Origin of the sequence: Phycicoccus sp. DTK01, from assembly GCF_017312765.1 — a bacterium.
GTDB lineage: Bacteria > Actinomycetota > Actinomycetes > Actinomycetales > Dermatophilaceae > Phycicoccus > Phycicoccus jejuensis.
In genome coordinates, this window is the sequence record NZ_BOPU01000006.1 from 58643 (window position 1) to 80811 (window position 22169).

The 22169-nt window shown below is 74.7% G+C and carries 21 protein-coding genes; 12 read left to right on the forward strand and 9 right to left on the reverse strand.

From position 1 onward, the window contains the following. Nucleotides 1-104: 104 nt before the first annotated feature. From J3473_RS13740 to J3473_RS13750, 3 genes are all read right to left on the reverse strand, one after another. Entirely contained in the window at nucleotides 105-1010 is a 906-nt protein-coding gene (locus J3473_RS13740) for an NAD(P)-dependent oxidoreductase (RefSeq protein ID WP_256437949.1), read from the reverse strand. 79 nt (nucleotides 1011-1089) lie between these two features. Then, nucleotides 1090-2145 carry a 2,3-butanediol dehydrogenase gene (locus J3473_RS13745; protein WP_207024284.1) on the reverse strand — a complete coding sequence of 352 codons (1056 nt, stop codon included), beginning with the start codon at nucleotides 2143-2145 and terminating at the stop codon, nucleotides 1090-1092. Further along, nucleotides 2142-3974 carry an NAD(P)/FAD-dependent oxidoreductase gene (locus J3473_RS13750; RefSeq protein ID WP_207024286.1) on the reverse strand — a complete coding sequence of 611 codons (1833 nt, stop codon included), beginning with the start codon at nucleotides 3972-3974 and terminating at the stop codon, nucleotides 2142-2144. The genes J3473_RS13745 and J3473_RS13750 overlap by 4 nt, the downstream gene beginning before the upstream one ends. A gap of 192 nt (nucleotides 3975-4166) precedes the next feature. Here J3473_RS13750 and J3473_RS13755 point away from each other — a divergent pair, with 192 nt between their 5' ends. Beyond that, entirely contained in the window at nucleotides 4167-5369 is a 1203-nt protein-coding gene (locus J3473_RS13755) for a GAF domain-containing protein (protein WP_242525870.1), read from the forward strand. A 101-nt stretch (nucleotides 5370-5470) separates the two neighbouring features. Here the strand turns inward: J3473_RS13755 and J3473_RS13760 are convergent, their stop codons facing one another. Then, a complete protein-coding gene (locus J3473_RS13760; protein ID WP_242525871.1) occupies nucleotides 5471-6223 on the reverse strand; it encodes a ferredoxin reductase in 753 nt (250 codons plus the stop codon). Between the two features lie 13 nt (nucleotides 6224-6236). Further along, a complete protein-coding gene (locus tag J3473_RS13765) occupies nucleotides 6237-6845 on the reverse strand; it encodes a sulfite oxidase-like oxidoreductase (protein ID WP_030528596.1) in 609 nt (202 codons plus the stop codon). Nucleotides 6846-6985: 140 nt separating this feature from the next. Here J3473_RS13765 and J3473_RS13770 point away from each other — a divergent pair, with 140 nt between their 5' ends. From J3473_RS13770 to J3473_RS13795, 6 genes are all read left to right on the forward strand, one after another. Beyond that, nucleotides 6986-7846, forward strand: a complete 861-nt coding sequence (locus J3473_RS13770; RefSeq protein ID WP_207024288.1) for an SDR family oxidoreductase — start codon at nucleotides 6986-6988, stop codon at nucleotides 7844-7846. Between the two features lie 433 nt (nucleotides 7847-8279). Beyond that, nucleotides 8280-8942, forward strand: a complete 663-nt coding sequence (locus J3473_RS13775; protein WP_207024290.1) for a hypothetical protein — start codon at nucleotides 8280-8282, stop codon at nucleotides 8940-8942. Between the two features lie 75 nt (nucleotides 8943-9017). Beyond that, a complete protein-coding gene (locus J3473_RS13780) occupies nucleotides 9018-9974 on the forward strand; it encodes an ABC transporter ATP-binding protein (RefSeq protein ID WP_030528593.1) in 957 nt (318 codons plus the stop codon). Then, on the forward strand, nucleotides 9967-10872 hold the full coding sequence (locus tag J3473_RS13785) for an ABC transporter permease (protein WP_207024292.1): 906 nt from the start codon (nucleotides 9967-9969) through the stop codon (nucleotides 10870-10872). The genes J3473_RS13780 and J3473_RS13785 overlap by 8 nt, the downstream gene beginning before the upstream one ends. After that, on the forward strand, nucleotides 10869-11783 hold the full coding sequence (locus J3473_RS13790; protein ID WP_207024294.1) for an ABC transporter ATP-binding protein: 915 nt from the start codon (nucleotides 10869-10871) through the stop codon (nucleotides 11781-11783). The genes J3473_RS13785 and J3473_RS13790 overlap by 4 nt, the downstream gene beginning before the upstream one ends. A 4-nt stretch (nucleotides 11784-11787) precedes the next feature. Further along, nucleotides 11788-12495, forward strand: a complete 708-nt coding sequence (locus tag J3473_RS13795) for an ABC transporter permease subunit (RefSeq protein ID WP_030528590.1) — start codon at nucleotides 11788-11790, stop codon at nucleotides 12493-12495. Between the two features lie 38 nt (nucleotides 12496-12533). On the opposite strand, the gene J3473_RS13800 is transcribed toward J3473_RS13795, so the two are convergent. The 3 genes from J3473_RS13800 to J3473_RS13810 all read right to left on the reverse strand — a co-directional run bounded on the left by J3473_RS13800 (nucleotide 12534) and on the right by J3473_RS13810 (nucleotide 16799). After that, on the reverse strand, nucleotides 12534-12824 hold the full coding sequence (locus J3473_RS13800) for a hypothetical protein (RefSeq protein WP_207024296.1): 291 nt from the start codon (nucleotides 12822-12824) through the stop codon (nucleotides 12534-12536). Between the two features lie 215 nt (nucleotides 12825-13039). Continuing rightward, on the reverse strand, nucleotides 13040-14377 hold the full coding sequence (locus J3473_RS13805) for a hypothetical protein (protein ID WP_207024298.1): 1338 nt from the start codon (nucleotides 14375-14377) through the stop codon (nucleotides 13040-13042). Nucleotide 14378: 1 nt separating this feature from the next. Then, on the reverse strand, nucleotides 14379-16799 hold the full coding sequence (locus tag J3473_RS13810) for a zinc dependent phospholipase C family protein (protein WP_207024300.1): 2421 nt from the start codon (nucleotides 16797-16799) through the stop codon (nucleotides 14379-14381). A 149-nt stretch (nucleotides 16800-16948) separates the two neighbouring features. Here J3473_RS13810 and J3473_RS13815 point away from each other — a divergent pair, with 149 nt between their 5' ends. After that, on the forward strand, nucleotides 16949-17149 hold the full coding sequence (locus tag J3473_RS13815; RefSeq protein WP_207024302.1) for a DUF4177 domain-containing protein: 201 nt from the start codon (nucleotides 16949-16951) through the stop codon (nucleotides 17147-17149). 170 nt (nucleotides 17150-17319) lie between these two features. Continuing rightward, nucleotides 17320-17916, forward strand: a complete 597-nt coding sequence (locus tag J3473_RS13820) for a biotin transporter BioY (RefSeq protein WP_207024304.1) — start codon at nucleotides 17320-17322, stop codon at nucleotides 17914-17916. A gap of 37 nt (nucleotides 17917-17953) precedes the next feature. Here J3473_RS13820 and J3473_RS13825 read toward each other — a convergent pair whose 3' ends face one another. Continuing rightward, nucleotides 17954-18925, reverse strand: a complete 972-nt coding sequence (locus tag J3473_RS13825; RefSeq protein WP_207024306.1) for a LysR family transcriptional regulator — start codon at nucleotides 18923-18925, stop codon at nucleotides 17954-17956. Nucleotides 18926-19009: 84 nt separating this feature from the next. Between J3473_RS13825 and J3473_RS13830 the strand changes: the two genes are divergently transcribed. From J3473_RS13830 to J3473_RS13840, 3 genes are read left to right on the forward strand one after another with little or no spacing between them, the layout of a single operon-like run. After that, complete coding sequence (locus J3473_RS13830; protein WP_207024307.1) at nucleotides 19010-20455, forward strand: CitMHS family transporter; 1446 nt, start codon at nucleotides 19010-19012, stop codon at nucleotides 20453-20455. Then, complete coding sequence (locus tag J3473_RS13835; RefSeq protein WP_242525872.1) at nucleotides 20446-21786, forward strand: acyclic terpene utilization AtuA family protein; 1341 nt, start codon at nucleotides 20446-20448, stop codon at nucleotides 21784-21786. Before J3473_RS13830 ends, J3473_RS13835 begins: the two co-directional genes overlap by 10 nt. Next, nucleotides 21783-22100, forward strand: a complete 318-nt coding sequence (locus J3473_RS13840; protein WP_207024310.1) for a hypothetical protein — start codon at nucleotides 21783-21785, stop codon at nucleotides 22098-22100. Before J3473_RS13835 ends, J3473_RS13840 begins: the two co-directional genes overlap by 4 nt. Nucleotides 22101-22169 lie beyond the last annotated feature (69 nt).

The following is a 22169-nucleotide window of genomic DNA, read 5'->3' on the forward strand; positions in this document are numbered from 1 at the left end:
AAGCGGCTGCCTGCGCTACCGCCGCCCTCAACCCCCGCGCCTGTCGGGGTCGAGGGCGGAAGCGGCTGCCCCGGTGACCACTTCCGCACTCGACCCGAGGAGGGTCAGGGAAAGACGGTGCGGACCGCGGCCATGTCGTCGGCGCCGTGCCCGGCTCCCGACGCCTGCGCGAAGAGCTCGTGCAGGACGTGGAGCAGCTCGGTCGGGAAGCCGGCCGCCGCGCCCGCCGAGACCATGAGGCCGAGGTCCTTGACGACCCCGTCGACCTCGAACGAGGGCGTCCAGTCCTCCGCGAGCATCGCCCCGCCCTTGACCTTCGCGTAGGGAGCGAAGACCGGGCCGCCGTCGATGGCCTCGAGGAACAGCGCGGGGTCGACCCCGAGCGCGCCGGCGAGGGCGAGCGACTGCGCCGTCCCCGCCGTCAGCAGCGCCACCCATGCGTTGCACGCGAGCTTGAGCGCGCTCGCCGCCCCGACCTCGTCACCGGCCACGACCGACCGCGACCCGATGGCCTCGAGCACCGGAGCCACCCTCTGCCGCAACGCCTCCGGGCCCGAGAGCAGCACGACCAGCGCTCCCTCCTCGGCCGGCTTGCGCGTCCCGAGCACCGGCGCGTCGAGCACCCGCCCGTCACCGACCTCGGCCACCCGCGCGGCCCCCTCGACGCCGACGGTGCCGCACTGCAGCCAGACGGCGTCCTCGCGCAGGTGCGCGACGACCTCCCGGCCGACCTCGACGGTCGCGTCCGCGTCGAAGAGCATCGTCACGACGACGTCGGCGTCGTCCGCGGCCTCGGCCACCGAGCCGGCCACCGTCGCGCCGTCGGCGGCGAGCGGCTCGGCGCGCTCCGCCGTGCGGTTCCAGGCCACGACCTCGTGCCCCTCGCGCAGCAGGCTGCGGACCATCCCGCTGCCCATGATCCCCGTCCCCAGCACCGCGACCCGCACGTCGTTCCTCCATCGTCCGTGGCGGCGCCGACCGGTCGGTGGCGCCGTCTCCCACCCTGCCACCGCGCACCCCTCCCGCGGCCGGGGAGGGACCGGCCGCGGGAGGAGGCGTCGGGGGGCGCGGTCCGGCGCGCCCTCCCGATCAGGGGTGGACGAGGATCTTGACGTTCTCCTCCTTGTTGTCGACGAGCTGCCGGAAGCCCTGCTCGACGATGTCGCCGAGGTCGATCCGCCCGGTGATGAACTGGTACGGGTCGACCTTGCCGGCGCGGACCATGGCGATGGTCGCCGGGTGGTCGTCGCAGTAGGCGAGGCTGCCGAGGACGTCGACCTCGCGGAAGACGAGGTCGTTCATCGCCACCGACGCCTCGTGGCCCCAGATCGCGACGTTGACGCAGCGGCCGCCGGCGCGGGTCGAGCGGATGGCCGTCGCGAGCACCTGGTCGATGCCGGCGCACTCGAAGGACACGTCGGCGCCGCGGCCGTCCGTGATCTCCATGACCGCCTCGACGACGTCGGCGTCCCGCGGGTCGACGACGTGGTCGGCCCCGGCGACGAGCGCCTTCTCCTTGCGGGCCCGCGCCGGCTCCACGACGAGCACCTCCTCGACGCCGACCGCCTTGAGGCAGGCCGTCGTCACGAGGCCGATCGGCCCGGCGCCGAACACGAGCGCGGAGTGCTGCGGCTGCGCGCCCGAGAGCCGCACCGCGTGGTAGGCGACGGCGAGCGGCTCGATGAGCGCGCCCACGTCCGTCCCGAGCTCCCCGAGCGGATGGACCCAGCGGCGCTCGGCGACGACGAACTGGCTGAAGCCACCGCCGTGGCCCGAGAGGCCGACGAAACCCAGTGTCGCGCACACGTTGTAGCGACCCTGCCGGCACGCGTCGCACCGCCCGCAGATGATGTACGGCTCGACGACGACCCGGTCGCCGACCGCGAGGTCGGTCACGCCTTCGCCGAGCTCGGCGACGACGCCGGCGAACTCGTGGCCGAGGGTGATCGGGGCGGACTCACCGGTCAGCGGGTGCGGCGCCTCGACCGTCGGCGCGAAGATCGGGCCGTCGAGGTACTCGTGCAGGTCGGTGCCGCAGATGCCGCACCACTCGACCTCGACCTTGACCGTGCCCGGCCGGGTCGCCGGCTCGGGGACGTCGTCGACGCGGATGTCGCCGCGGGCGTGGAAGCGGGCGGCCCTCATGACGTGTGGTTCACCTCCTGCAGCCGGTACACGGGGGTGTCGAGGCCCTCGAAGCGCGCCTTGAGCTGCAGGGCGAGGAACTGCGAGTAGTGGCGCGACTGGTGGAGGTTGCCGCCGTGCATCCACAGGTTCGGCACCTGGGTCGGCTTCCACATGTTGCGCTGCTCGCCCTCCCAGGGCCCGGGGTCCTTCGTCGTGTCCGAGCCGAGGCCCCAGCACTTGCCGAGCCGGTCGGCCGTCTCCTGGTCGATGAGGTCGGCGACCCAGCCGTTCATCGAGTTGTATCCGGTGGCGAAGACGACGAGGTCGGCGGGCAGCTCGGTGCCGTCGTCGAGCACGACCGCGTCCTCGGTGAGGCGCACGACCTGCCCGTGGGCGAGCTTGACCTCGCCGTTGGCCACGAGCTCGGCGGCGCCGACGTCGATGTAGTAGCCGGAGCCGCGCCGCAGGTACTTCATGAAGAGGCCGGAGCCGTCGTCACCCCAGTCGAGCCAGAAGCCGGCCTTCTCGAGGCGGTCGTAGAAGTCCTTGTCGACCTCGGCCATCTTCTCGTAGGCGGGGATCTGGAACTCGTGGAGGATCCGGTAGGGCAGCGACGCGAAGATCATGTCGGCCTTCTCGGTCGTCACCCCCGCCGCGAGCGCCCGCTCGGAGTAGAGGTCACCGAGGCCGTACTCCATGAGGCTGTCGGACTTGACGATGTGCGTCGAGCTGCGCTGCACCATCGTGACGTCGGCGTCGTTCTCCCACAGGGCCCCACAGATGTCGAAGGCGCTGTTGTTGCTGCCGATGACGACCGCCTTCTTGCCGCGGTAGGCGTCCGGGCCGGGGTGCCGCGAGGAGTGGTGCACGTCGCCACGGAAGACGTCCATCCCCTCGACCTCGGGCATCCGCGCCTTGCCGCTCATGCCCGTCGCGAAGACGAGGTGCGTCGGGCGCAGCGTCAGCGGCTGCCCCTCCTTCTCGATCTCGACGACCCACTCGCCGGTCTCGCCGTTCCACGTCGCGCTCCTGGCCTCGGTGCTCGACCAGTACGGCACCTCCATGACCTTGACGTACGCCTCGAGCCAGTCGCCGATCTTGTCCTTCGGGGCGAAGACCGGCCAGTTGTCGGGGAACTTGACGTACGGCAGGTGGTCGTACCAGACCGGGTCGTGGAGGCAGAGCGACTTGTAGCGCCCGCGCCACTGGTCGCCCGGCCGCGGGTGCTTGTCGAGGACGAGGCTCGGGACGCCGAGCTGGCGCAGCCGCGCCCCGAGGGCGATGCCGCCCTGGCCGCCACCGACGACGAGCACGTAGGGCTGCGTCGTCGAGCCGAGCGACTCGGCCTCCTGCTGGCGCTGCTCCTTCCACGTCGTGCGCGAGCGGTCGGCGCCGTGCTCGGCGCCGCGGACCCGCCGGCTGCCGCGCGGCTCCTCGAAGCCCTTGAGCTCGTCGAGCGTCGTGAGGAAGGTCCAGGCGCGGTCCTCGCCGTCCTCCTCGACGAGACGCACGAGGCCGCTCCCGCGCCCGGTCGAGGTCTCGAAGGTGAACCACGCGGTGACGACGCCGCCGTCCTCGGTCGCGGGCTCGCTCGTCGCGAAGCCCGAGGCCGCGGTGCGCTCGGAGTTGTGGGCGAGCAGGTCGCGCACGCCGTCGCGGTCCTCGACCGTCGTGAGGTTCCACGTGAACGACACGAGGTCGCGCCAGAAGCTGCGCGTCGCGAACATCCCGGCGGCGCGGTCGAGGTCGCCCGCGGTGAGTGCCTGCTCGAAGCCGGAGAGCCACGCATCGGCCCGGGCCGGCGCGCTCCCCTCCTCGGTCGTGGTGCGCTCCAGGGTGTCGGTCATGGGGGCTCCTGTCGTCCGCCGCGCGTCCTCGTCGACGCGCGCTGATGGGGCACAGGACAGCAAGCGGACGGCCGCCGCGGGAAGCGTTGCAGCGCGTTGCATCCCCACCCGGTTCGACGGGGCGCGCGTCGGCGCGGAGGGCTAGCCTGTGGCCATCGCCCGGCGGCGCCGCCGGGGGGTGAGGAGCCGACGATGACGTCGTACCGCGCCGGGAGCGCCGTGGCCCCGGGCACCGACCTCGGGCAGCACGCCCGCGCGCTGCGCCGCGTCCACGACGCGGTGATGGGCGGCTCGGCCCCGGTCGCGACGGTCCGGCCGGTCGTCTCCCGCTCCTGGCGCCGCACGCTCGGCTTCGGGCTCGACCCGACGCACGCCAACGCCCGCGACCCGCTGCCGCTCGGCGAGGTCGAGCGCCGCCGCCGGGCCTCCCCGCTGCGGCTCGTCGTCGACGAGATCCGGGCCGTGCTGACGTCGGTCGCGGACGCGTCGCGGTTCATCGTCGTCGTCACCGACGCCGACGGCATCATCCTCTGGCGCGAGGGGTCGCCCGGGGTGCTGCGCACCGCCGACACCCTCGGCTTCTCGGAGGGCGCCGTCTGGACCGAGGACCACGTAGGCACCAACGCCATCGGCACCGCCCTCGCCGAGCAGGCGCCGGTGCAGCTGTTCTCGGCCGAGCACTTCGAGGAGGGGCAGCACCCCTGGTACTGCACCGCCTCCCCCGTCCACGACCCCCGCACCGGCGCGATGCTCGGCGTCGTCGACGTGTCGGGCCCGGCGCTCACCCTCCACCCGGCGCTCATCGCCCTCGTCGACACCGCGACGAAGCTCGCCGAGGCCCGGCTCTGGCGCCACCACGAGCAGTCGCTCCAGCGCCTGCGCCGCTCGGCCGAGCACGTCCTCGCGACGACGCACGGCCCGGTCCTGCTCGTCGACGACGACGGCTGGGTCGCGCACCACAGCGGCGTCCTCGTCCGCGACCGGATCGCGGCCCCCCGCGAGAACCTGCCCCTCACCGTGCCGGGGCTCGGGCTGTGCCTGCCGGAGCGGCTCGGCGAGGGCTGGCTCGTGCGGCCCGACGCGCAGGCGGCCGTCCTGGTGGCGACGCTGCGTACCGTCGGCGGCGAGGCGCTGCTCGAGGTGAGCGGCGGGGACGACGGCGGCTGGCGGGCCGCGCTCACGCCGCGGCACGCGGCCATCGTCCGCCTGCTCGCCGCGGCCGGTCCCGACGGGCTGACGGCCGCGACCCTCAGCCGTTCGCTGTTCGGTGACGAGGAGCACCAGGTGACCGTCCGCGCCGAGGTCAGCCGGCTGCGGCGGGTCGTCGGGGCCATCGTCGCGGCGGCGCCCTACCGGGTCGCCGAGGGCGTCCACCTCACCTGCGACCCCCGCTGACCCTCCTCCTCACCCCACTTCTTTCGAGTTGAGCCGCTCGACGCGCCGTCCGGCGGCGTGTCGGGCGGCGGAACTCGCAAGAAGTCGGGACGAGAGACGGGTCAGGAGGAGGGGCCGAAGCGCTCCGTGCGGATGGCGCCCGAGTCGTGGCCCTGGTCGATGAGGATGCCCGCCGCCGCCTCGACGAACCCCGACGGGCCGCAGACGTAGACGACCGGCGGCGCCGGGAACGCGTCGACCGCCGGCAGGTCCTGCGGCCGCAGCCGCCCCGGCTCCCGCTCGTCGTCGGGCAGCCCGCCGCGCGTGTAGAGCCGGTCGACCCGTAGGCCCGGCGAGGTGCGGGCGAGCGCGAAGAGCTCGTTCGTGTAGATGACGTGGTCCGGCGTGCGCGCCGAGTAGACGAGGTGGAAGGGCTGGACGGCCCCGACGCGCGAGCGGTGCCTGACCATCGCCATGAGGGGCACGACCCCGCTGCCACCGGCGACGAGGAGCACGGGCTCCGGCATCTGCTCGTCCCACCGGAACCAGCCGCCGATCGGGCCGCGCACCTCGAGCTCGTCGCCCTCCCGGGCCTCCCCGACGAGCCACGGCGACACCTCGCCCTCGGTGACGAGCTGCACGGTGAGCACGAGCCGGCCCGCCTCGGGCGCCGACGCGACGGAGTAGGTGCGGGTGGCCGTGTAGCCGTCGTCGGCGGTGAGCCGGACGTCGACGTGCTGACCGGCGTGGTGCCCCGGCCAGCCGGGGACGTCGAGGACGACGGTGCGGGCGGTGCGGGTCTCGAGCCACGCGTCCTCGACGCGGGCGTGGTACCAGGGCATGGGCAGCGGCGGGGAGGACCACGCGACGGTCATCGGGGCCCCGGCCTCAGTCGCCGACGTAGCGCTGCTCACGCCACGGGTCGCCGTACTCGTGGTAGCCGAGCTGCTCCCAGAACCCGGGCCGGTCCTGCGCGAGGAGCTGCAGGCCGCTCACCCACTTCGCCGACTTCCAGAAGTACAGGTGCGGGACGAGCAGCCGCGCCGGGCCACCGTGTTCCGGTGCGAGAGAAGCGCCCTCGTACTCCGTCGCGATCCAGGCGCGTCCGCCCCGCAGGTCGGCGAGCGGCAGGTTCGTCGTGTACCCGCCGTGCGCGTGGACGAGCACGTGCGTCGCGCCCTGCGTGCCGACGCCGGCCGCCGCCAGCACGGCCTCCACGTCGACCCCGCGCCACGAGGTGTCGAGCTTGCTCCACTTGGTCACGCAGTGGATGTCGGTGCGCACGTCCTCGACGGGGAGGCGGTGCAGGTCGGCCCACGACAGGATGCCGCTGCTGCCGTCCACGCCCTCCACCCGGAGCGTCCAGTCCTCGCGCCGGACGACCGGGGTCGGTCCCGCCGAGAGCACCGGGAAGTCGCGCTCGAGGTACTGGCCGGGCGGGATGCGCGGGTCGCCGCCGGAGCGCCGTCCGACGAAGCCACGGGTCACGATGTCCACGGGCCCATCGTCGCAGGCCGGGTGACGCACCAGACACTGTGACCCCCGAGACGTCCGGCCGCCGTCCGACCCCGCCCTTCCTAGGCTCGGAGCAGGAGCCCCGGGTTCCGCCGCGGGGCCGGTCGAGAGGCAGGACTGCCATGGCTCGGACGATCGTGGTGACGGGGGCGGCATCGGGGATCGGGCAGGCGCTCGCGGCGCTGCTGACCCGTCGCGGCGAGCACGTCGTCGCGGTCGACGTCACGTCCGGCGACGTCGTGGCCGACCTCTCGACCCGCCGGGGCCGGGACGACGCGGTCGAGGGCGTGCTCGACGAGACCGGCGGCCGCATCGACGCCGTCGTCGCCAACGCCGGTCTCGCGCTGCCGGTCCGCGAGACGGTGGCGGTCAACCACTTCGGCGCGGTCGACCTCCTGACCGGCCTGCGCCCCGCCCTCGCCGCCTCCTCCCGCGCCCCTCGCGCGGTCGTCACGTCGTCGATGGCCACGCTGCTGCCGGTGCACGCACCGCTCGTCGAGGCCTGCCTGGCCGGCGACGAGGACCGCGCGCTCGCGCTGGCCGCGGAGCTGGAGGCGGCCGGGCCGCAGGCCGCCGCGACCATTTACCCCTCGAGCAAGCGGGCGCTCTCGCGCTGGGTCCGGCGGGTCGCACCGCTGCCGGCGTGGGCCGGGGCCGGCATCCCCCTCAACGCGGTCGCCCCGGGCGTGGTCCGCACCCCGATGACCGCGGCGATGACGGCGACGGCCGGCGGGCGCGCCGCCCTCGACGCCGTGGTGCCCATGCCGCTGGGCGGGTACCTCGAGGCCGGGCAGGTCGCCGTGCTGCTCGCCTGGCTCGTCTCCGAGGAGAACACGCACGTCTGCGGCCAGACCGTCCACGTCGACGGCGGCTCGGACGTGCTCCTGCGCGGTGACGACGTGTGGTCGTGGCACGACGTGGACCCCGGGACCCTGTCCCCGAGGACCGGCGTCGCGACGACGCACGTCCCGGTCGCGACCTGAGCCGGGCCCCTGCCCCCGTCTCCGTCCGACCGGCGGGGGGCCCGGGACACCACCGCCCCGGGCCCGGTCGCCTGACCGAACCCTGACCGACTCCGGGTGTTCGCCTGACCTGCGACCCACCGGGCTGCCCCTAGCGTGGGCGCGCCGGTGGACGACGGGGTCCGCCGGCGTCGCGGTGACCACCACCGGGTCATCCCCTCGACGCGGCGGGTGGGTGCCAAGCCACCGGGGCCTCGGCACCCACCCGTCGTGCTGTTCCTGAGCGCCCGCTGACCTCGCGATTTGGGGCGGCGGGCGGCCCCGTGGCTATCGTGGCTGGGTTGTCCACCCCCGGACGGAGAGACCCGTGACCTGCCCCGAGTGCGGCGCCGCGGTACACCCCGCGGACCGATTCTGCTCCCTCTGCGGCACGACGCTGCCGCGAGACCACACCATGCCGACGACCCCGCCGGCCGACGACGCGACGACCACCGAGCTGCCCGTGACGGGGGCCCGTCCGACCCCGGCGGCGCCCGCCGGGGCGCCGGTCCCGGCCGCGGCCACCGTGCCGTCGGCCCCCACGGCGGCGCCGGTCGCCGAGCCCGACGACGCCTTCCTGCTCGGCGGGCGCGCGTCCGACGAGCCCCCGGCCGACCGGCGCACGGGCTGCCTCGGGATGGTGGCCCTGGCCCTCGTCGGCCTGCTCATGCTCGCCGGGATGCTCTGGTTCTTCGGCAGTGACGGCGACGAGGACTCCAGCGTCGCCGCCCCCTCGGTGTCGAGCTCCGCGTCGGCCTCCGACGAGGCCCCCTCCCCCGAGGAGACCGCGTCCGACGCCCCCTCGGACGGTCCGACGCCCACGCAGCGGGCCTCGACGGCCAAGGAGTGCGGCACCGTCGACGGCGCGACCGCGTGGAGCGGCAACGAGGTGACGTCGTGCGACTTCGCCACCGAGACCGCGCAGGCGCTCATGGCGTCGTCGGCCGACCTGCCGGCCACCGTCACGGCCCGCTCGCCGGTGACCGGCCGCGACTACGAGATGCGCTGCGAGAACACGACGCCCGTCGTCTGCCGCGGCGGCACCGACGCCCTCGTCTACGTCGACGTCCCGAACTGACGTCGACGGGATCACCGCACCCCCTCCACCCTCTCCTCACCCGGGCCCGGACGACCCCGGGCTAGGGTGAGGCGGGTGGAGCCGGTCGTACGCACCGAGCGCCTCACCAAGGACTACGGTGCGGTGCTCGCGCTCGACGCCCTCACCCTCGACATCGGCCCCGGCACGACCGGGCTGGTCGGCGCGAACGGCGCGGGCAAGTCGACCTTCCTCAAGATCCTCCTCGGCCTCGTCCCCGCGACCGGCGGCCGCGCCGAGGTGCTCGGCCACGACGTCGCCACGGAGGGGGCGCAGGTCCGGGCCGCGGTCGGCTACCTCCCCGAGCACGACTGCCTCCCCCCGGACGTCAGCGCCAGCGACTTCGTCGTCCACCTCGGGATGATGTCGGGGCTGCCGCGCGTCGCCGCCCGCGAGCGCGCGGCCGAGGTGCTGCGCCACGTCGGCCTCGCCGAGGAGCGCTACCGCCCGATGGGTGGCTACTCCACCGGCATGAAGCAGAAGGCGAAGCTCGCCCAGGCGCTCGTCCACGACCCTCGTCTGGTCCTGCTCGACGAGCCGACGAACGGTCTCGACCCCGCCGCCCGCGACGAGATGCTCGGTCTCGTCCGCCGGATCGGCCACGACTTCGGGATCGCCGTCATCGTCACCTCCCACCTCCTCGGCGAGCTCGAGCGGGTCAGCGACCACGTCGTGGTCCTCGACGGCGGCACCCTGCTGCGCGCCTCGCGGACCGACGAGTTCCTCGACGCCACCGGCGCCCTCCTCGTCGAGGTGCTCGGTGACGACGCGCAGACGCGGATGGCCGACGCCCTCGCCGCGGCCGGCGTGCCGGTGGTCCGGCGCGGGTCGCTGCTCTCGGTCGACGCCGCCGACCGGGGACCCCGCGACGTGCGCGACGTCGTCCGCGACACCGCCGCCGAGCTCGGGCTCGGGCTCGTGCGGATGCAGGCCGACCACCGCCACCTCGAGGACGTCTTCGCCGACCCGTCGGACGCCGCCGTGCACGACGAGCCCGGGGTGCCCCGTGGCTGAGCCGACGAGCCCCCGCGGCACTGACGACGCCGGCCGCAGCGTCATCCACGACCTCGGCTACCGGCCCTACACCGGGCCACGCCTCGGCAGCACGGCCATCGCGCGCTCGCTCGTGCTCACCGGCTTCCGCAACGCGTTCGGCCTCGGGCGCTCGGGCCGCTCGAAGGTGCTGCCCTTCCTGCTGCTCGGGCTCAACCTGCTGCCCGCCCTCATCGTCGCGGGGATCATGGCCTTCGTCGGCCTGGACCGGCTGCCCATCGGGTACGCGCAGTACGCGTCGACGACGCAGGTGCTGCTCGGCGTCTTCGTCGCGTCGCAGGCGCCGGTGCTCTTCTCGCGCGACCTGCGGCACGGCACGATCGCGCTCTACCTCGCCCGGCCGCTGCCCTCGGCCGCGTACGCGGTCGCGCGCTGGCTCTCGCTCCTGCTCGCCACCCTCGTCTTCCTCGTCCTGCCGGTCGTCATCCTCTACGCCGCGGCCCTGCTCACCGAGCTCGACGTCTCGGACCAGACCCGTGAGGCCGGGGTCGCGCTCGGGCTCGCGGTGCTCCTCGCGCTGTCGCTGGCTGGTGTCGGCGGGATCATCGCGTCGTGGTCGACGCGGCGCGGGTTCGCGGTCGTCGCGACGATCGCCTTCCTCGTCATCGCCAACGGGGTGGTGACGGCGGTCCAGGGCATCGCCGACGGCGAGGGCAGCACCCGCGTCGCCGAGGTCGCCGGGCTGTTCTCCCCGTACTCGCTCTACCGCGGGCTGATGGGCGCGTGGACCGACGCCGACACCCTCGCCCCACCGACCGGCGCGGGGATGGTGGCCGCGTACGTCGTCGTCCTCGTCGGCCTCTCGGCCGCCTGCGTCGGCGCCCTCGTCGCGCGCTACCGCCGGGAGGCGAGCGCATGAGCACGCTCGTCCTGGACCAGGTCTCGCGCTGGTACGGCAACGTCGTCGCCGTCAACGGCATCTCGATGAGCGTCGGTCCCGGCATCACCGGGCTGCTCGGGCCGAACGGCGCCGGCAAGACGACCCTCATCGCCCTCATGTCGGGCTTCCTCGCGCCGTCGGCCGGCACGGTGACGCTCGACGGCACGCCCGTGTGGCGCACGACCGACGTCTACCGGCACCTGGGGCTCGTCCCGGAGCGCGAGGTGAGCTTCGGCTACCTCACCGGCCGGCGCTTCGTCCTCGCCAACGCCGAGCTGCACGGCCTGCCCGACCCCGGCGCCGCCACCGAGCGGGCCCTCGAGGTCGTCGACATGGTCGAGCCCGCGGCCCGGCGCATCGGCACCTACTCGAAGGGGATGCGCCAGCGGGTCAAGCTCGCCTCCGCCCTCGTCCACAACCCGTCGGTGCTCCTCCTCGACGAGCCGTTCAACGGCGTCGACCCGCGCCAGCGCCTCCACCTCATGGCATTGCTGCGTCGGATGGGCGCCGAGGGACGCACGGTCCTGTTCAGCTCGCACATCCTCGAGGAGGTCGAGCAGGTCGCCCGGCAGATCGAGGTCGTCGTCTCCGGGCGGCACGCGGCGTCCGGCGAGTTCGGCGAGATCCGCCGGCTGATGACCGACCGCCCGGTGCAGTACGTCGTCTCGGCCGACGACGACCGTCGCCTCGCCGCCTGCCTCATCGCGGAGCCGTCGGTCGTCGCGGTGGCGCTGCGCCCGGACGGCGGGGTGTCGGTGTCGGTGGCGGACTTCGGCGCGTTCGCGCTGCGCCTGCCCGCCGTGACGCGCGAGCAGGGGCTGCGGCTGCTCGAGCTCGCCCCCACCGACGACTCGCTCGAGAGCGTGTTCTCGTACCTGGTGGAGGGATGACCCGGTGAACCGCACGCTCTTCGCCCTCTCCGCGCAGGCCGTCGTCGGCCGGCGGCGTGGTGTCGTGCTGCTCCTGCTGCCGCTGGCGCTCGTCGGCCTCGCGGTCGTCGTCCGCCTGCTCACCTCGGACGCCGTGGGGGTCGAGGCCACGGTCGGTCTCGGGTACACGCTCGCGCTGCCGCTCGTCGCGCTGCTGGCCGCCACCGCCGTGCTGGGCCCGGAGGTCGACGACGGCTCCATCGTCTACCTGCTCGCCAAGCCGGTGAGCCGGCACACCATCGCGCGCAGCAAGTTCGCCGCCGCCTGGCTGACGACGACGGCCCTCGGCGCCCTCCCGCTCGCCGTCGCCTCCCTCGTCCTCGACTCCGCGCACCCGGGGCGCGCCCTCGCCCTCGGCGCGGCCGGGGTGGTGGCGGGCACGGTGTACACGGCGCTCTTCCTGGGCCTCGCCGCGCTGACCCGCCACGCCGTCGTCGTCGGGCTGCTCTACACGCTCTTCTGGGAGGGCGTCATCGGCTCGGTGCTCAGCGGCGTCAAGTGGCTGTCGGTCGGCGCGTGGGGCCGCGAGGTCGGGCACGCGGTCGACGACCTCGTCGACGCGGGCGGCACCGGGCTCGGGTACGCCGTCGTCGCGGCCCTCGTCGTGAGCGTCGGGTCGGTGTGGTTCGCCGGCGACCGCCTGCGCTCGTTCACCCTCCGCGGCGACGAGTAGCGCTCCGGCCCAGGCCGGCGCGTCGTCCGGGCAGCGCCCTACTCGATGACCTCGGAGCGCACCGGCGTCGTGGGCTCCGGGACGTCCTCGTGCTCCTCGGTGAAGGGCGAGACGACGTAGGGGTTGCCGGCCACCAGCTCGGTGACGACCGAGTCGACCCAGGGGCCGGGCATCCCGACGACGCCGACGGCGGTCAGCCGCTCGACGAGCCGGTCGGCGACGAGGGTGGGGTCCTCGTGGGGCCCTTCCTCCGCGAGCCGGTCGACGACCTCCTGCACGGCGAGGTCGTGCTCACGACGTTCGGCCAGGCGGTCGGCATCGGCATCCATCGGGTGGTTCCTCTCGGTCGGCAACCCCCCGAACCTACGTCTGCGGCCGGCACCCCAACCGCGCTGCGCCGCACCGATCCCCCGGCCGTCGAAGGCTGTCCCGGCCGTTCTCCCCGCGACCTGCGCGGATCCCGGTGCGGTCGCACCCGGATCCGCGCAGAACGCACGGACGAGAGCCGGCTGACGGTGCCGGGCCCCCCGCGTCGGCCTCCGCCTCAGCCGAGGAGGACGAGGGAGTAGCCGCCGGTCTCCTGCCGCTCGGGGTCGGTGTGCGCCAGCTGCAGCAGGTGCGCAGCCGGTCCGCCCTCGGCGAGCGCCCCCGCCAGTCCGCCTGCCGTGAGGTCTCCGACGTCCCAGAGGCGCACGAGACCCTCGAGCAGGGCGTCACCGGGCTCGCCGTCGACGAGCACCCCGATGCGCTCGGCGTGCTCGGGCGCGAGCTCCTGCGCGAGTCCCGCGACGTCCACCGCGACGGGGTCGCGGCGGCCCCGGCGCGGCTTCCCGCCGTCGCGGCCGACGAGCCCGAGCTCGGTCGCCAGCGCGACGACCCGCTCGCTGTCGGCGAGGAGCCAGCCGCCGCGGGTGCGCAGCATCGTCGCGAGGTGCTGCCCGGTCGGCGTGGCGACCCCGTGGCGCAGCGCCTTCGGGGACGGCGGGAGCAGCCGCTCGGGCACCCCGAGCCCGGTCTGCGTGTCGCCGAGCACGCCGCGCACCAGCGGCCCCACCGTGGCCCCGCCGTGCACCAGCTCGAGCGTGCCGGTGACGCGCGAGCCCAGCGTCCACAGCAGCTGCTTGGCGTCGTCGCTGCCGGCGAGGATCGTCAGGTTGCGCTGCCCGACGTGCCGGTCGGCGTTGGCGTCCAGCACACCCGACCACGGGTCGAGGGGGCACGACACGGACGCCAGGAGGCACTCGTGGCCGGTCAGCGTCTCGGGGATGTCCCAGGTGCGGTCCAGCTCGACGACCGCGACGGCGCCGGGGCGGGTGCGGTCGTCGAGGCCGACCATCGCACCCCCGATGAGCTGCGGCTGGTAGGCCGGCCCGGTCGCGCCCCCGAAGAAGCCGGGGTCGACGAACCAGGCGCGCACGTGGACCCCGACGGCCGGCAGCAGCCCGAGGTTCCAGACCCGGACGAACACCCGGTAGCGGCGCCCGGCGGTCGGGCTGCCGACGAGCTGCGTCGGGTCGAAGGGGCCGGTGGCGGCGGCGTCCATGAGGAGGATGTCCGGGGACTGCCAGCACGGGACGGGCGGCCAGACCGGCCGCGCCCCGCGGTCGCCGGGGCTCGCCGCGCGGACGAGGAGGTAGGGGTAGACGTCCTCGCGCCGGGGCCGGTGCTCGCGCCCGATCTCGGCCGCGAGCTCGCCGGCCTCGCGGGCGAGGTGGTCCGAGGGGGTCCAGCCGTCGGCGAGGTCGCCGCTCGGCCGCGTCGTCGCGCCGACCGAACCGGCGGGGTCGGCGCCCCGCTGGGCGGCGTCCTCCTTCTCGGTGAGGACCGGGTGCTGCTCGTCGTCCCGGCCGTCGCGTCGCGGGCCGGTGGGGGTGGTGGTCATCTCATCGCTCCTCGCCGAGGTGGCGCTGCCACTCGAGGTCGGTCACGGGCTCGTGCTCGGACGGCTTCCCGCAGCGCCGGGGCCCGGCGCCGGGGAGGTAGTGCACGTCGAGGTCGTGCGTCTCGACGTACCAGCGGCCCGGGTGCGTCGGGCAGTCGTGGTCGGCGTGGAAGAGCTGCGGCGACGTGCACGGCATCCGGTAGCCGTAGTCCTCACTGCCGACCGGCGTGATGTCGGGCACGCAGGGCACCGTCGAGCGGTTCCAGTCCCAGCAGTGCCAGGCGTAGCCGCGGTCGGAGTCGAGGTTGAAGTCGGGCACCGAGAGCTCCGGCTCGCCGCTCTCGGCGGCCATCCGGCCGACGAGGTAGAGGCCGTAGTCGACCGGTCCGCCGAGGTGCTCGTCCTGCGGGAGCCGGACGTCGAGCACGGCGGCCGTCTCCTCCGGGCTCGACGCCGCCTCGAGGTCCGCCCGGGCCCCGTCGTCCCCGGTGAGGCCGGAGAGCAGGACGGTCGAGTCGGAGCCGACGACGTAGGGGCCGACGTGCGTGGCCGGACCCTCCTGCGCCACACCGGCTCCCGCCTGGTTGCGCAGCGGGTAGCGCCACGGCGCCACCCACTCCGAGGGCTTGAGCTCGTCACCGGGGGCGTCCGCCGCGTACCGCAGCGGCGACGTGAGCCCGAGGGCGCCGGCGAGGTCGGGCCTACCGATCGCGGACGGGAGGTCGCGCACGATGCCGCGCGGGTAGGCGTGGTCGAGCGCGTGCGTCGAGTGCGAGGTCAGCCGGCCGGACGGCTCGGTGACCGGCGGCGGCGCGGTCGGCAGGCCGAACGGCGCGTCGAGGGCGGAGGCGATGTCGTACGTCCCCTGACGCCCGAGGGTCGTCAGGCCCGTGTTGACCTCGGCGGGCTTGGGCATCGCGAAGCCAGACATCACGAGGGCGCGCCGGGCGAGCAGGTAGAGGTTCCAGGCCGGGACGATGACCGCCCAGTAGACGACCTCGCGCGCCGGGAACGTCGTGACGTCGACGATGAGGCTCGGCAGGATCGTCGCCAGCCAGAGCACCACCTGCGCGAGGTACACCGCCCACGCGAACAGGGCGAGCAGGAGGTCGAGCAGGCTGAACGAGTCGTCGTCGTCCACGTCGGCGCCACGGCTGGGGTCGTCGTCGATGCCGGAGCCCCCGCCGCCGGGCGGCGTGGGGAACGAGTGGTCGGTGAAGACCGACGGGGGCGGCGGCAGGCGCAGGCTGATCGCGTCGCTGCCGGTCATCTTGAGGTAGCGGTAGACGATCTCCCACATCTGGTTCATCGCGGCCTCGTTGGGGCGCCCGTCGGGCTGCCCGGTGCCGGGGTCGGTCGCCGAGAAGGGCGGGTCCTGCAGGAGGATGTGCGGGCCGTCGGCGCCGTAGACCTCGTGCATCGCATCGAGGAGGCCCTCGACGAGGTGGCCCGGCAACGGCCCGCTGTCGAGGTCGAAGAAGGCGCGCCGGGCGGCGGTGGCCGTCGGTCCGTCGCCGTCGTCGTATGCGGGCAGCCCGGCCCAGTGGTCGTAGGCGGGGGCGTCGTCGCGACCGTCGTAGGGCGCGTCGTCGCGGTGGCGGAAGGCGACGCGGAAGTGCAGCGCCGACGTGCCGTACTCGCCGTAGAGCGGGCCGGGGTGGCGCGCGTCGTAGTTCTCGGAGTCCATGTGGTTCTCGACGAGGTGGTGGCGCTGCCAATGGTCGCGGTAGGGCCCGCCGGACTTCGCGTTCGTGAAGGGGTGGCCGGTGACGTCGGTGGCGCAGTGGGACATCCAGCCGACGGCGAAGGCGATGCGCGCCTGCGCGTCCTTGCGCTCGTCGTCGGTGGTCGCGGCCGCGAGCGCCGCCTGCGCCTGCGAGAAGAGGACGAACGGGAACTGGTAGGTCCGCCGGTAGTGGAACATGTCCGACCAGTAGAAGGCGTCGTCGCCGTAGCCCTGCGGCACACCGGAGGTCAGCACGCCGAACCAGTCACCCATCTCCGCGAGCAGCCCCTTGAAGGCGGACATGATCGCCGACGTCAGCTCGTCGAGCACCTGGGCCAGCTGCGTCGACAGCCCGCCGGTCAGCTGCGACGCGAGCTGCGCGTTGTTCGTCGAGATCGGGTCGATCCACTTCTCCCACTTCGCGACGAACTCCGCGTCGACGACCTCCCACACGTCGAGAGCCCACTGCACGACCTGCCGGATGACCTGGCCGGTCGTGTCCTTGAAGTCGGGCAGCAGGTAGAAGAGGTCGGGGCCGAGGGCGCCGAGCGCGAGGTAGTTGCGCCAGGTGTGGCAGTGCTCGCCGATGACCCTCGCCTCCGGCTCGCTGACCGCGAACCCGGGTGGGACGGTGCCGTCCCGCAGCAGCCGGGCGGTGTCGTGCGCCGCCTCGAGGTGTACGTACCAACCGGGCATGTCCGCTCCTTCCCACCGACGACGGGTGCCGTCGGCGGGAGGAGGGGCGGACCGCCCTCGGTGATACGTCGGGGCTGACCCGGGTCTGGGCGGAGAGGCACCCGCGCCGCTACGGTCGGAGGCGTCCGTCCGCGACGAAGGGATGCACCGTGCCGTACCAGTACAAGGTCGTCGAGCTCCGCGAGAAGATGATCGGCGGCAAGATGTCCGGCGACCGCCTCGAGAAGGTCCTCAACGAGCACGCGGGCCAGGGCTGGCAGCTCAAGGCCATCACGAGCGCCGACGTCAAGGGCCGGATGGGCCCCGGCGGGGTCGAGGGGCTGCTCGTCACCTTCGAGCGCCCGGTCTGACCGCGGCCGCCGCGGGTCGAGGTGAAACCCGACCACCAGAAGGTCGTCTTTCACCTCGAACGCGGCGGATGCCGACGGGTCCGGGTGTCTCACTGGTCACCCCGCTGCGCCGCCGCGCGCCGGGGTCGGCAGGATGGGGGCAGCCCCGCCCCTCGAGACACGGAGACCCGATGACCGCCCTCGCCACCCCGATCCGCCCCGTCCTCGCGGAGGCCGTCCTGCCCCGCGCGCTGACCCGCACCGGGGTCACCGTCGGCCTCGGGGCGCTGCTCACCGCGCTCGCCGCCCAGGTGGCGATCCCCGTGCCGGGCTCCCCCGTGCCGGTGACCGGGCAGACCTTCGCGGTCCTCCTCGTCGGCGCGGCGCTCGGCCCCGGCCGCGCGGTCGCGAGCATGGCCCTCTACCTCGTCCTCGGGGTCGTCGGCCTGCCGGTCTTCACCGACGGCTCGCACGGGGCGCACGTCGTGGTCGGCGCGACCGGCGGCTACCTCGTCGGCTTCCTCGCCGCGGCCGCCGTCGCCGGGCTCGCGGCCCGTCGCGGCCACGACCGCTCGGTGCCGCGCCAGCTGCTCGCGGCCGTCGCGTCCTCGCTGACCATCTACGCCTTCGGTGTCACGTGGCTCTCGCTCTCGACCGGGATGTCGCTCGCGACCGCGGTCGCCGTCGGTGTCGTGCCCTTCCTCCTCGGTGACGCGCTCAAGGCGCTGCTCGCGGCCGGCGCCCTGCCCGCCGCGTGGCGCCTCGTCGGCGCGCTCGAGCGCGACTGACCACCGCCACCACGGCACGACGACGGCGCCCTCCCCCTCACCGGGAGGGCGCCGTCGCCGTCTCCGCCGGGTCGGCCGGGTCGGACCAGGACACGAGCGGGGGGAGCACGACCTCGCCCGTCGAGGCCCGGGCCAGCGCCGCCATCAGCTCTCGCGCCGTGCGCGACAACGGACGGTCGCGGTGCCGGACGAGGCGGACCTCCCGGCGGACGACCGGCTCGACCAACGGCCGCCACACGAGACCGGCGAAGGCGACGAGCGGCAGGACCAGCCCGGGGACCACGGCCACCCCGAGCCCTCCCCCGGCGAGGCCGGCGACCGCGCCCACGTTGCGGGCCTCGGTGAGCGGCCCCGGGCGGATCCCGACCCGGGCGTAGGCCGCGTCGGTGTGGCCGCGGATGGACGAGGTCCGGTCGAACGCGACGAGCGGCCGCCCGTCGAGCGCCGACCACGGCACCTCCGCCGCCTCCGCCAGCTCGTGGCCCTCCGGCACGGCCACGGCGAACCCGTCCTCGGCGACCGTCCGCGCGACGAGCTCCGGGGGCAGCTCCCGGGCGACCGTGAGCCCGAGGTCGACCTCGCCGTGGACGAGCATGGACAGCACCTCACCCGAGAGCCCGTCCCGGACGACGACCGACACGTCCGGCCGCGGCCGTCGGAACGCGGCGAGGACGGGTGGCAGCAGGGTCGCCGCGATCGACGGCAGCGCGGCCACGCTCACGGCCCCGCGCGTACCGGCGACGTAGCCCTCGACGTGGGCGAGGGTGGCGTCGAACTCCGCGACGAGGCGCCGCGCCACCTCGACGAGCTCGCGCCCGTCGACCGTCGGCTCGACGCGTCGGGTCGTCCGCTCGAACAGCCGGACCCCGACCCGCCGCTCGGCCTCGATGACGGCGCGCGAGAGCGACGACTGCGCCACCCCGAGGGCCTGCGCCGCCGCCGTGTACGTGCCGTGGTCGGCGACGGCGATGACGGCCCGCAGGTGCCGGATCCCGATGTTGATGCTCACAGCGCATCAATGTATGCCGCATTGGTGCTGGACGGGCAACGTCGGTGGTTGAGAGCCTCGGGCAGCACTCGAGAAAGGCCTCAGATGCTCTCCCTGCTCGGATACCTCACCGTCGCGGTCATCCTCGCCCTCCTGCTGACCAACCGGGTCGCAGCGGTCGTCGCCCTCGCCGGGGTCCCCCTCGCCGCCGCCCTCGCCGCGGGCTTCGGCCCCGACGAGATCGGCGGCTTCGTCAAGGACGGCCTCGGCGGCGTCGTCGGGACGACGACGATGTTCGTCTTCGCCATCGTCTACTTCGGCCTGATGCGCGACGCCGGCATGTTCGACCCGATCATCGCCCGCATCGTCCGCTTCGCCGGCAGCGCCCCGGTCACCGTGTGCGTCGGCACCGCGGTGCTCGCGATGGCTGCCCACCTCGACGGCGCCGGCGCGACGACGTTCCTCATCACCATCCCCGCGATGCTCCCCCTCTTCGACCGCCTCGGCATGAGCCGGCTCGTGCTGACCACCTGCGTCGGCCTGGGCGCCGGGGTCATGAACCTCCTGCCGTGGGGTGGCCCGACGGCGCGCGCCGCGACGACCGTCGAGGTCGACGCCAACGAGCTCTGGGTGCCCCTCATCCCCGCGCAGCTGACCGGCATGGTCGCCGTCGTCGTCATCGCGTGGTGGCTCGGCCGCCGCGAGGCGCGTCGGCTCGCCACGGAGGACGTCACGACGGTCGGGGTCGACACCGAGGCCGCCGCCGCCGAGCAGCGGACCCCGCTGGCCGTCGGCGCCCGCACCGCGGACGGCCCCGCGGGCCCGACCGGTCGGGACGAGGGCGCCGCGGCCGGTGACCGCGAGCGCTCCGACCGACCCACCGACCAGGCGCCCGACGACGCCGCCGCCGAGGAGGACCTGCGCCGCCCGCGCCTGTTCTGGTTCGACGTCGGGCTGACCGTGCTCGTCGTCGCGGCCCTCGTGAGCGGCATCGCACCGCCCGAGGTCTGCTTCCTGGCCGGTGTCGTCGTCGCGCTCGTCGTCAACTACCCCGGCCTGCGCCGGCAGACCGAGCGGATCGAGGCGCACGCCACGGGCGCGATGCTCATGGCCACGACGCTGCTGGCCGCCGGTGTCTTCCTCGGCATCCTCGAGGGCACGGGCATGATCGACGCGATGGCCACGAGCGCGGCCTCGCTCATCCCCGGCGGTCTCGCGCCGGGCCTCCCCCTCCTCGTCGGCGTGCTCGGGGTCCCGCTGAGCCTGCTCTTCGGCCCGGACGCCTACTACTTCGGGGTGATGCCGGTCCTCATCGGCGTCGGCGAGCAGTTCGGCGTCTCGGGCGAGGCGATCGCCCGGGCCTCGCTCCTCGGCGAGGAGACCACCGGCTTCCCGATCAGCCCGCTCACCGGCTCCTTCTTCCTCCTCGTCGGCCTCGGCGGGGTGCAGATCGGCAGCCACATCCGCCACCTCCTCACGTGGGCCTGGCTCGTCAGCCTCGTCATGCTCGCCGTCGCCGTCGTCACCGGGGCGGTGCCCCTGTGGGCCTGACCCCCACCCTGCGCCTCGGCGCCGGCGCCGGCTTCGCGGGCGACCGGATCGACCCCGCGGTCGAGCTGGTGCGGCAGGGCGACCTCGACGCCATCGTGTTCGAGTGCCTCGGCGAGCGCACCGTGGCGGCGGCCCAGGCCCGGCGGCTCGAGGACCCCTCGGCCGGCCACGACCCCCTGTGGGAGGAACGGCTGGAGGCCACGCTGGCCCCCGCGGCAGCGGCCGGGACGACGATCATCACCAACTCGGGCGCCGCCAACGCCCCGGCCGCGGCCGAGCTCGCGGCCCGCACGGCGCACCGCCTCGGCCTGCGCGCGCGGGTGGCCGCCGTGCTGGGCGACGACGTGCTCGAGCTCGTCCGCGAGCTCGACCCGGTGCTCTGGGAGACCGGAGAACCCCTGTCGCGCACGGGAGCCGAGCTCATCTCGGCCAATGCCTACCTCGGTCACGAAGGAGTGGTGGAGGCGCTCGGGACGGGGGCCGACGTCATCGTCACCGGGCGGCTGGCCGACCCGTCCCTCTACGTCGGCCCGCTCGTGCACCACTTCGGCTGGGCCGCCGACGACTGGGAGCGACTGGGCGCGGGGACCGCGGTCGGCCACCTGCTCGAGTGCGCCGGCCAGCTGACCGGCGGGTACTTCGCCGACCCCGCGACCAAGCCGGTGCCGGGGCTCGCGCGGCTCGGGTTCCCGTTCGCCGACGTCACGGCCGACGGCGACGCCCGCTTCGGCAAGCCCGCGGGGAGCGGCGGCCGCCTCGACCGGAGGACGTGCACCGAGCAGCTGCTCTACGAGGTGGGCGACCCCACCGCCTACGTCACCCCGGACGTCGTCGCCGACTTCTCGGGGGTCTCGTTCGCCGAGGTCGGCGCCGACGCCGTCGCGCTGACCGGTGCCGGCGGCCGCGCCCGCCCCGACGACCTCAAGGTGACGCTGGGCTTCCGCGACGGGTGGCTCGGCGAGGGCCAGATCTCCTACGCGGGCCCTCGCGCGCTCGAGCGGGCCCGCCTCGCGGCCGACGTCGTGCTCGAGCGGCTCACCGCCGTCCACGACCTCGCGGAGGACGACCTCACGGTCGAGCTCGTGGGGGCCGGTGCCGCCTTCCGCGGCCTGTCCGCGCCGGACGCCGGCTCCGAGGTCCGGCTCCGGGTCTCCGGCCACGTGCCCGACGCCCGTTCCGCGCACGCGGTCGGCCGGGAGGTCGAGTCGCTGTACACCAACGGTCCGGCCGGTGGCGGCGGGGCGCGGCGCGAGGCGCAGCCCATGGTGACCATCCGCTCGTGCCTCGTCCCCCGCGACCGGGTGCGGACGCGCGTGGAGGTGACGAAGTGACCACCGTCGACGACCTGGCCGACGTCCGCGCCGGCGACAAGGGCGACACCCTCATCCTCGCGGTGGTGCCCCGCGACGCGGACGCCCACGAGCGCCTCGTGCGCGACCTCACGGCGGCCCTCGTGGGCGAGCACTTCGGGATGACCGAGGCTGACGCCGTGCGCCGCACCGTGATGCCGAACCTGCCGGCCCTCGTGTTCGTCCTGCCGGGGGTGCTGGGGGGCGGCGTGACCGGCTCGACGGTGCTCGACGGTCACGGCAAGACGCTCGGCTACCACCTCCTCGACCTGCCCCTGCCCGACACCGCTCGCTGAGGGACCCGCCCGCCGACACGACGACGGCGCCCTCCCCTCACCGGCAGGGCGCCGTCGCCGTCCTTAAGG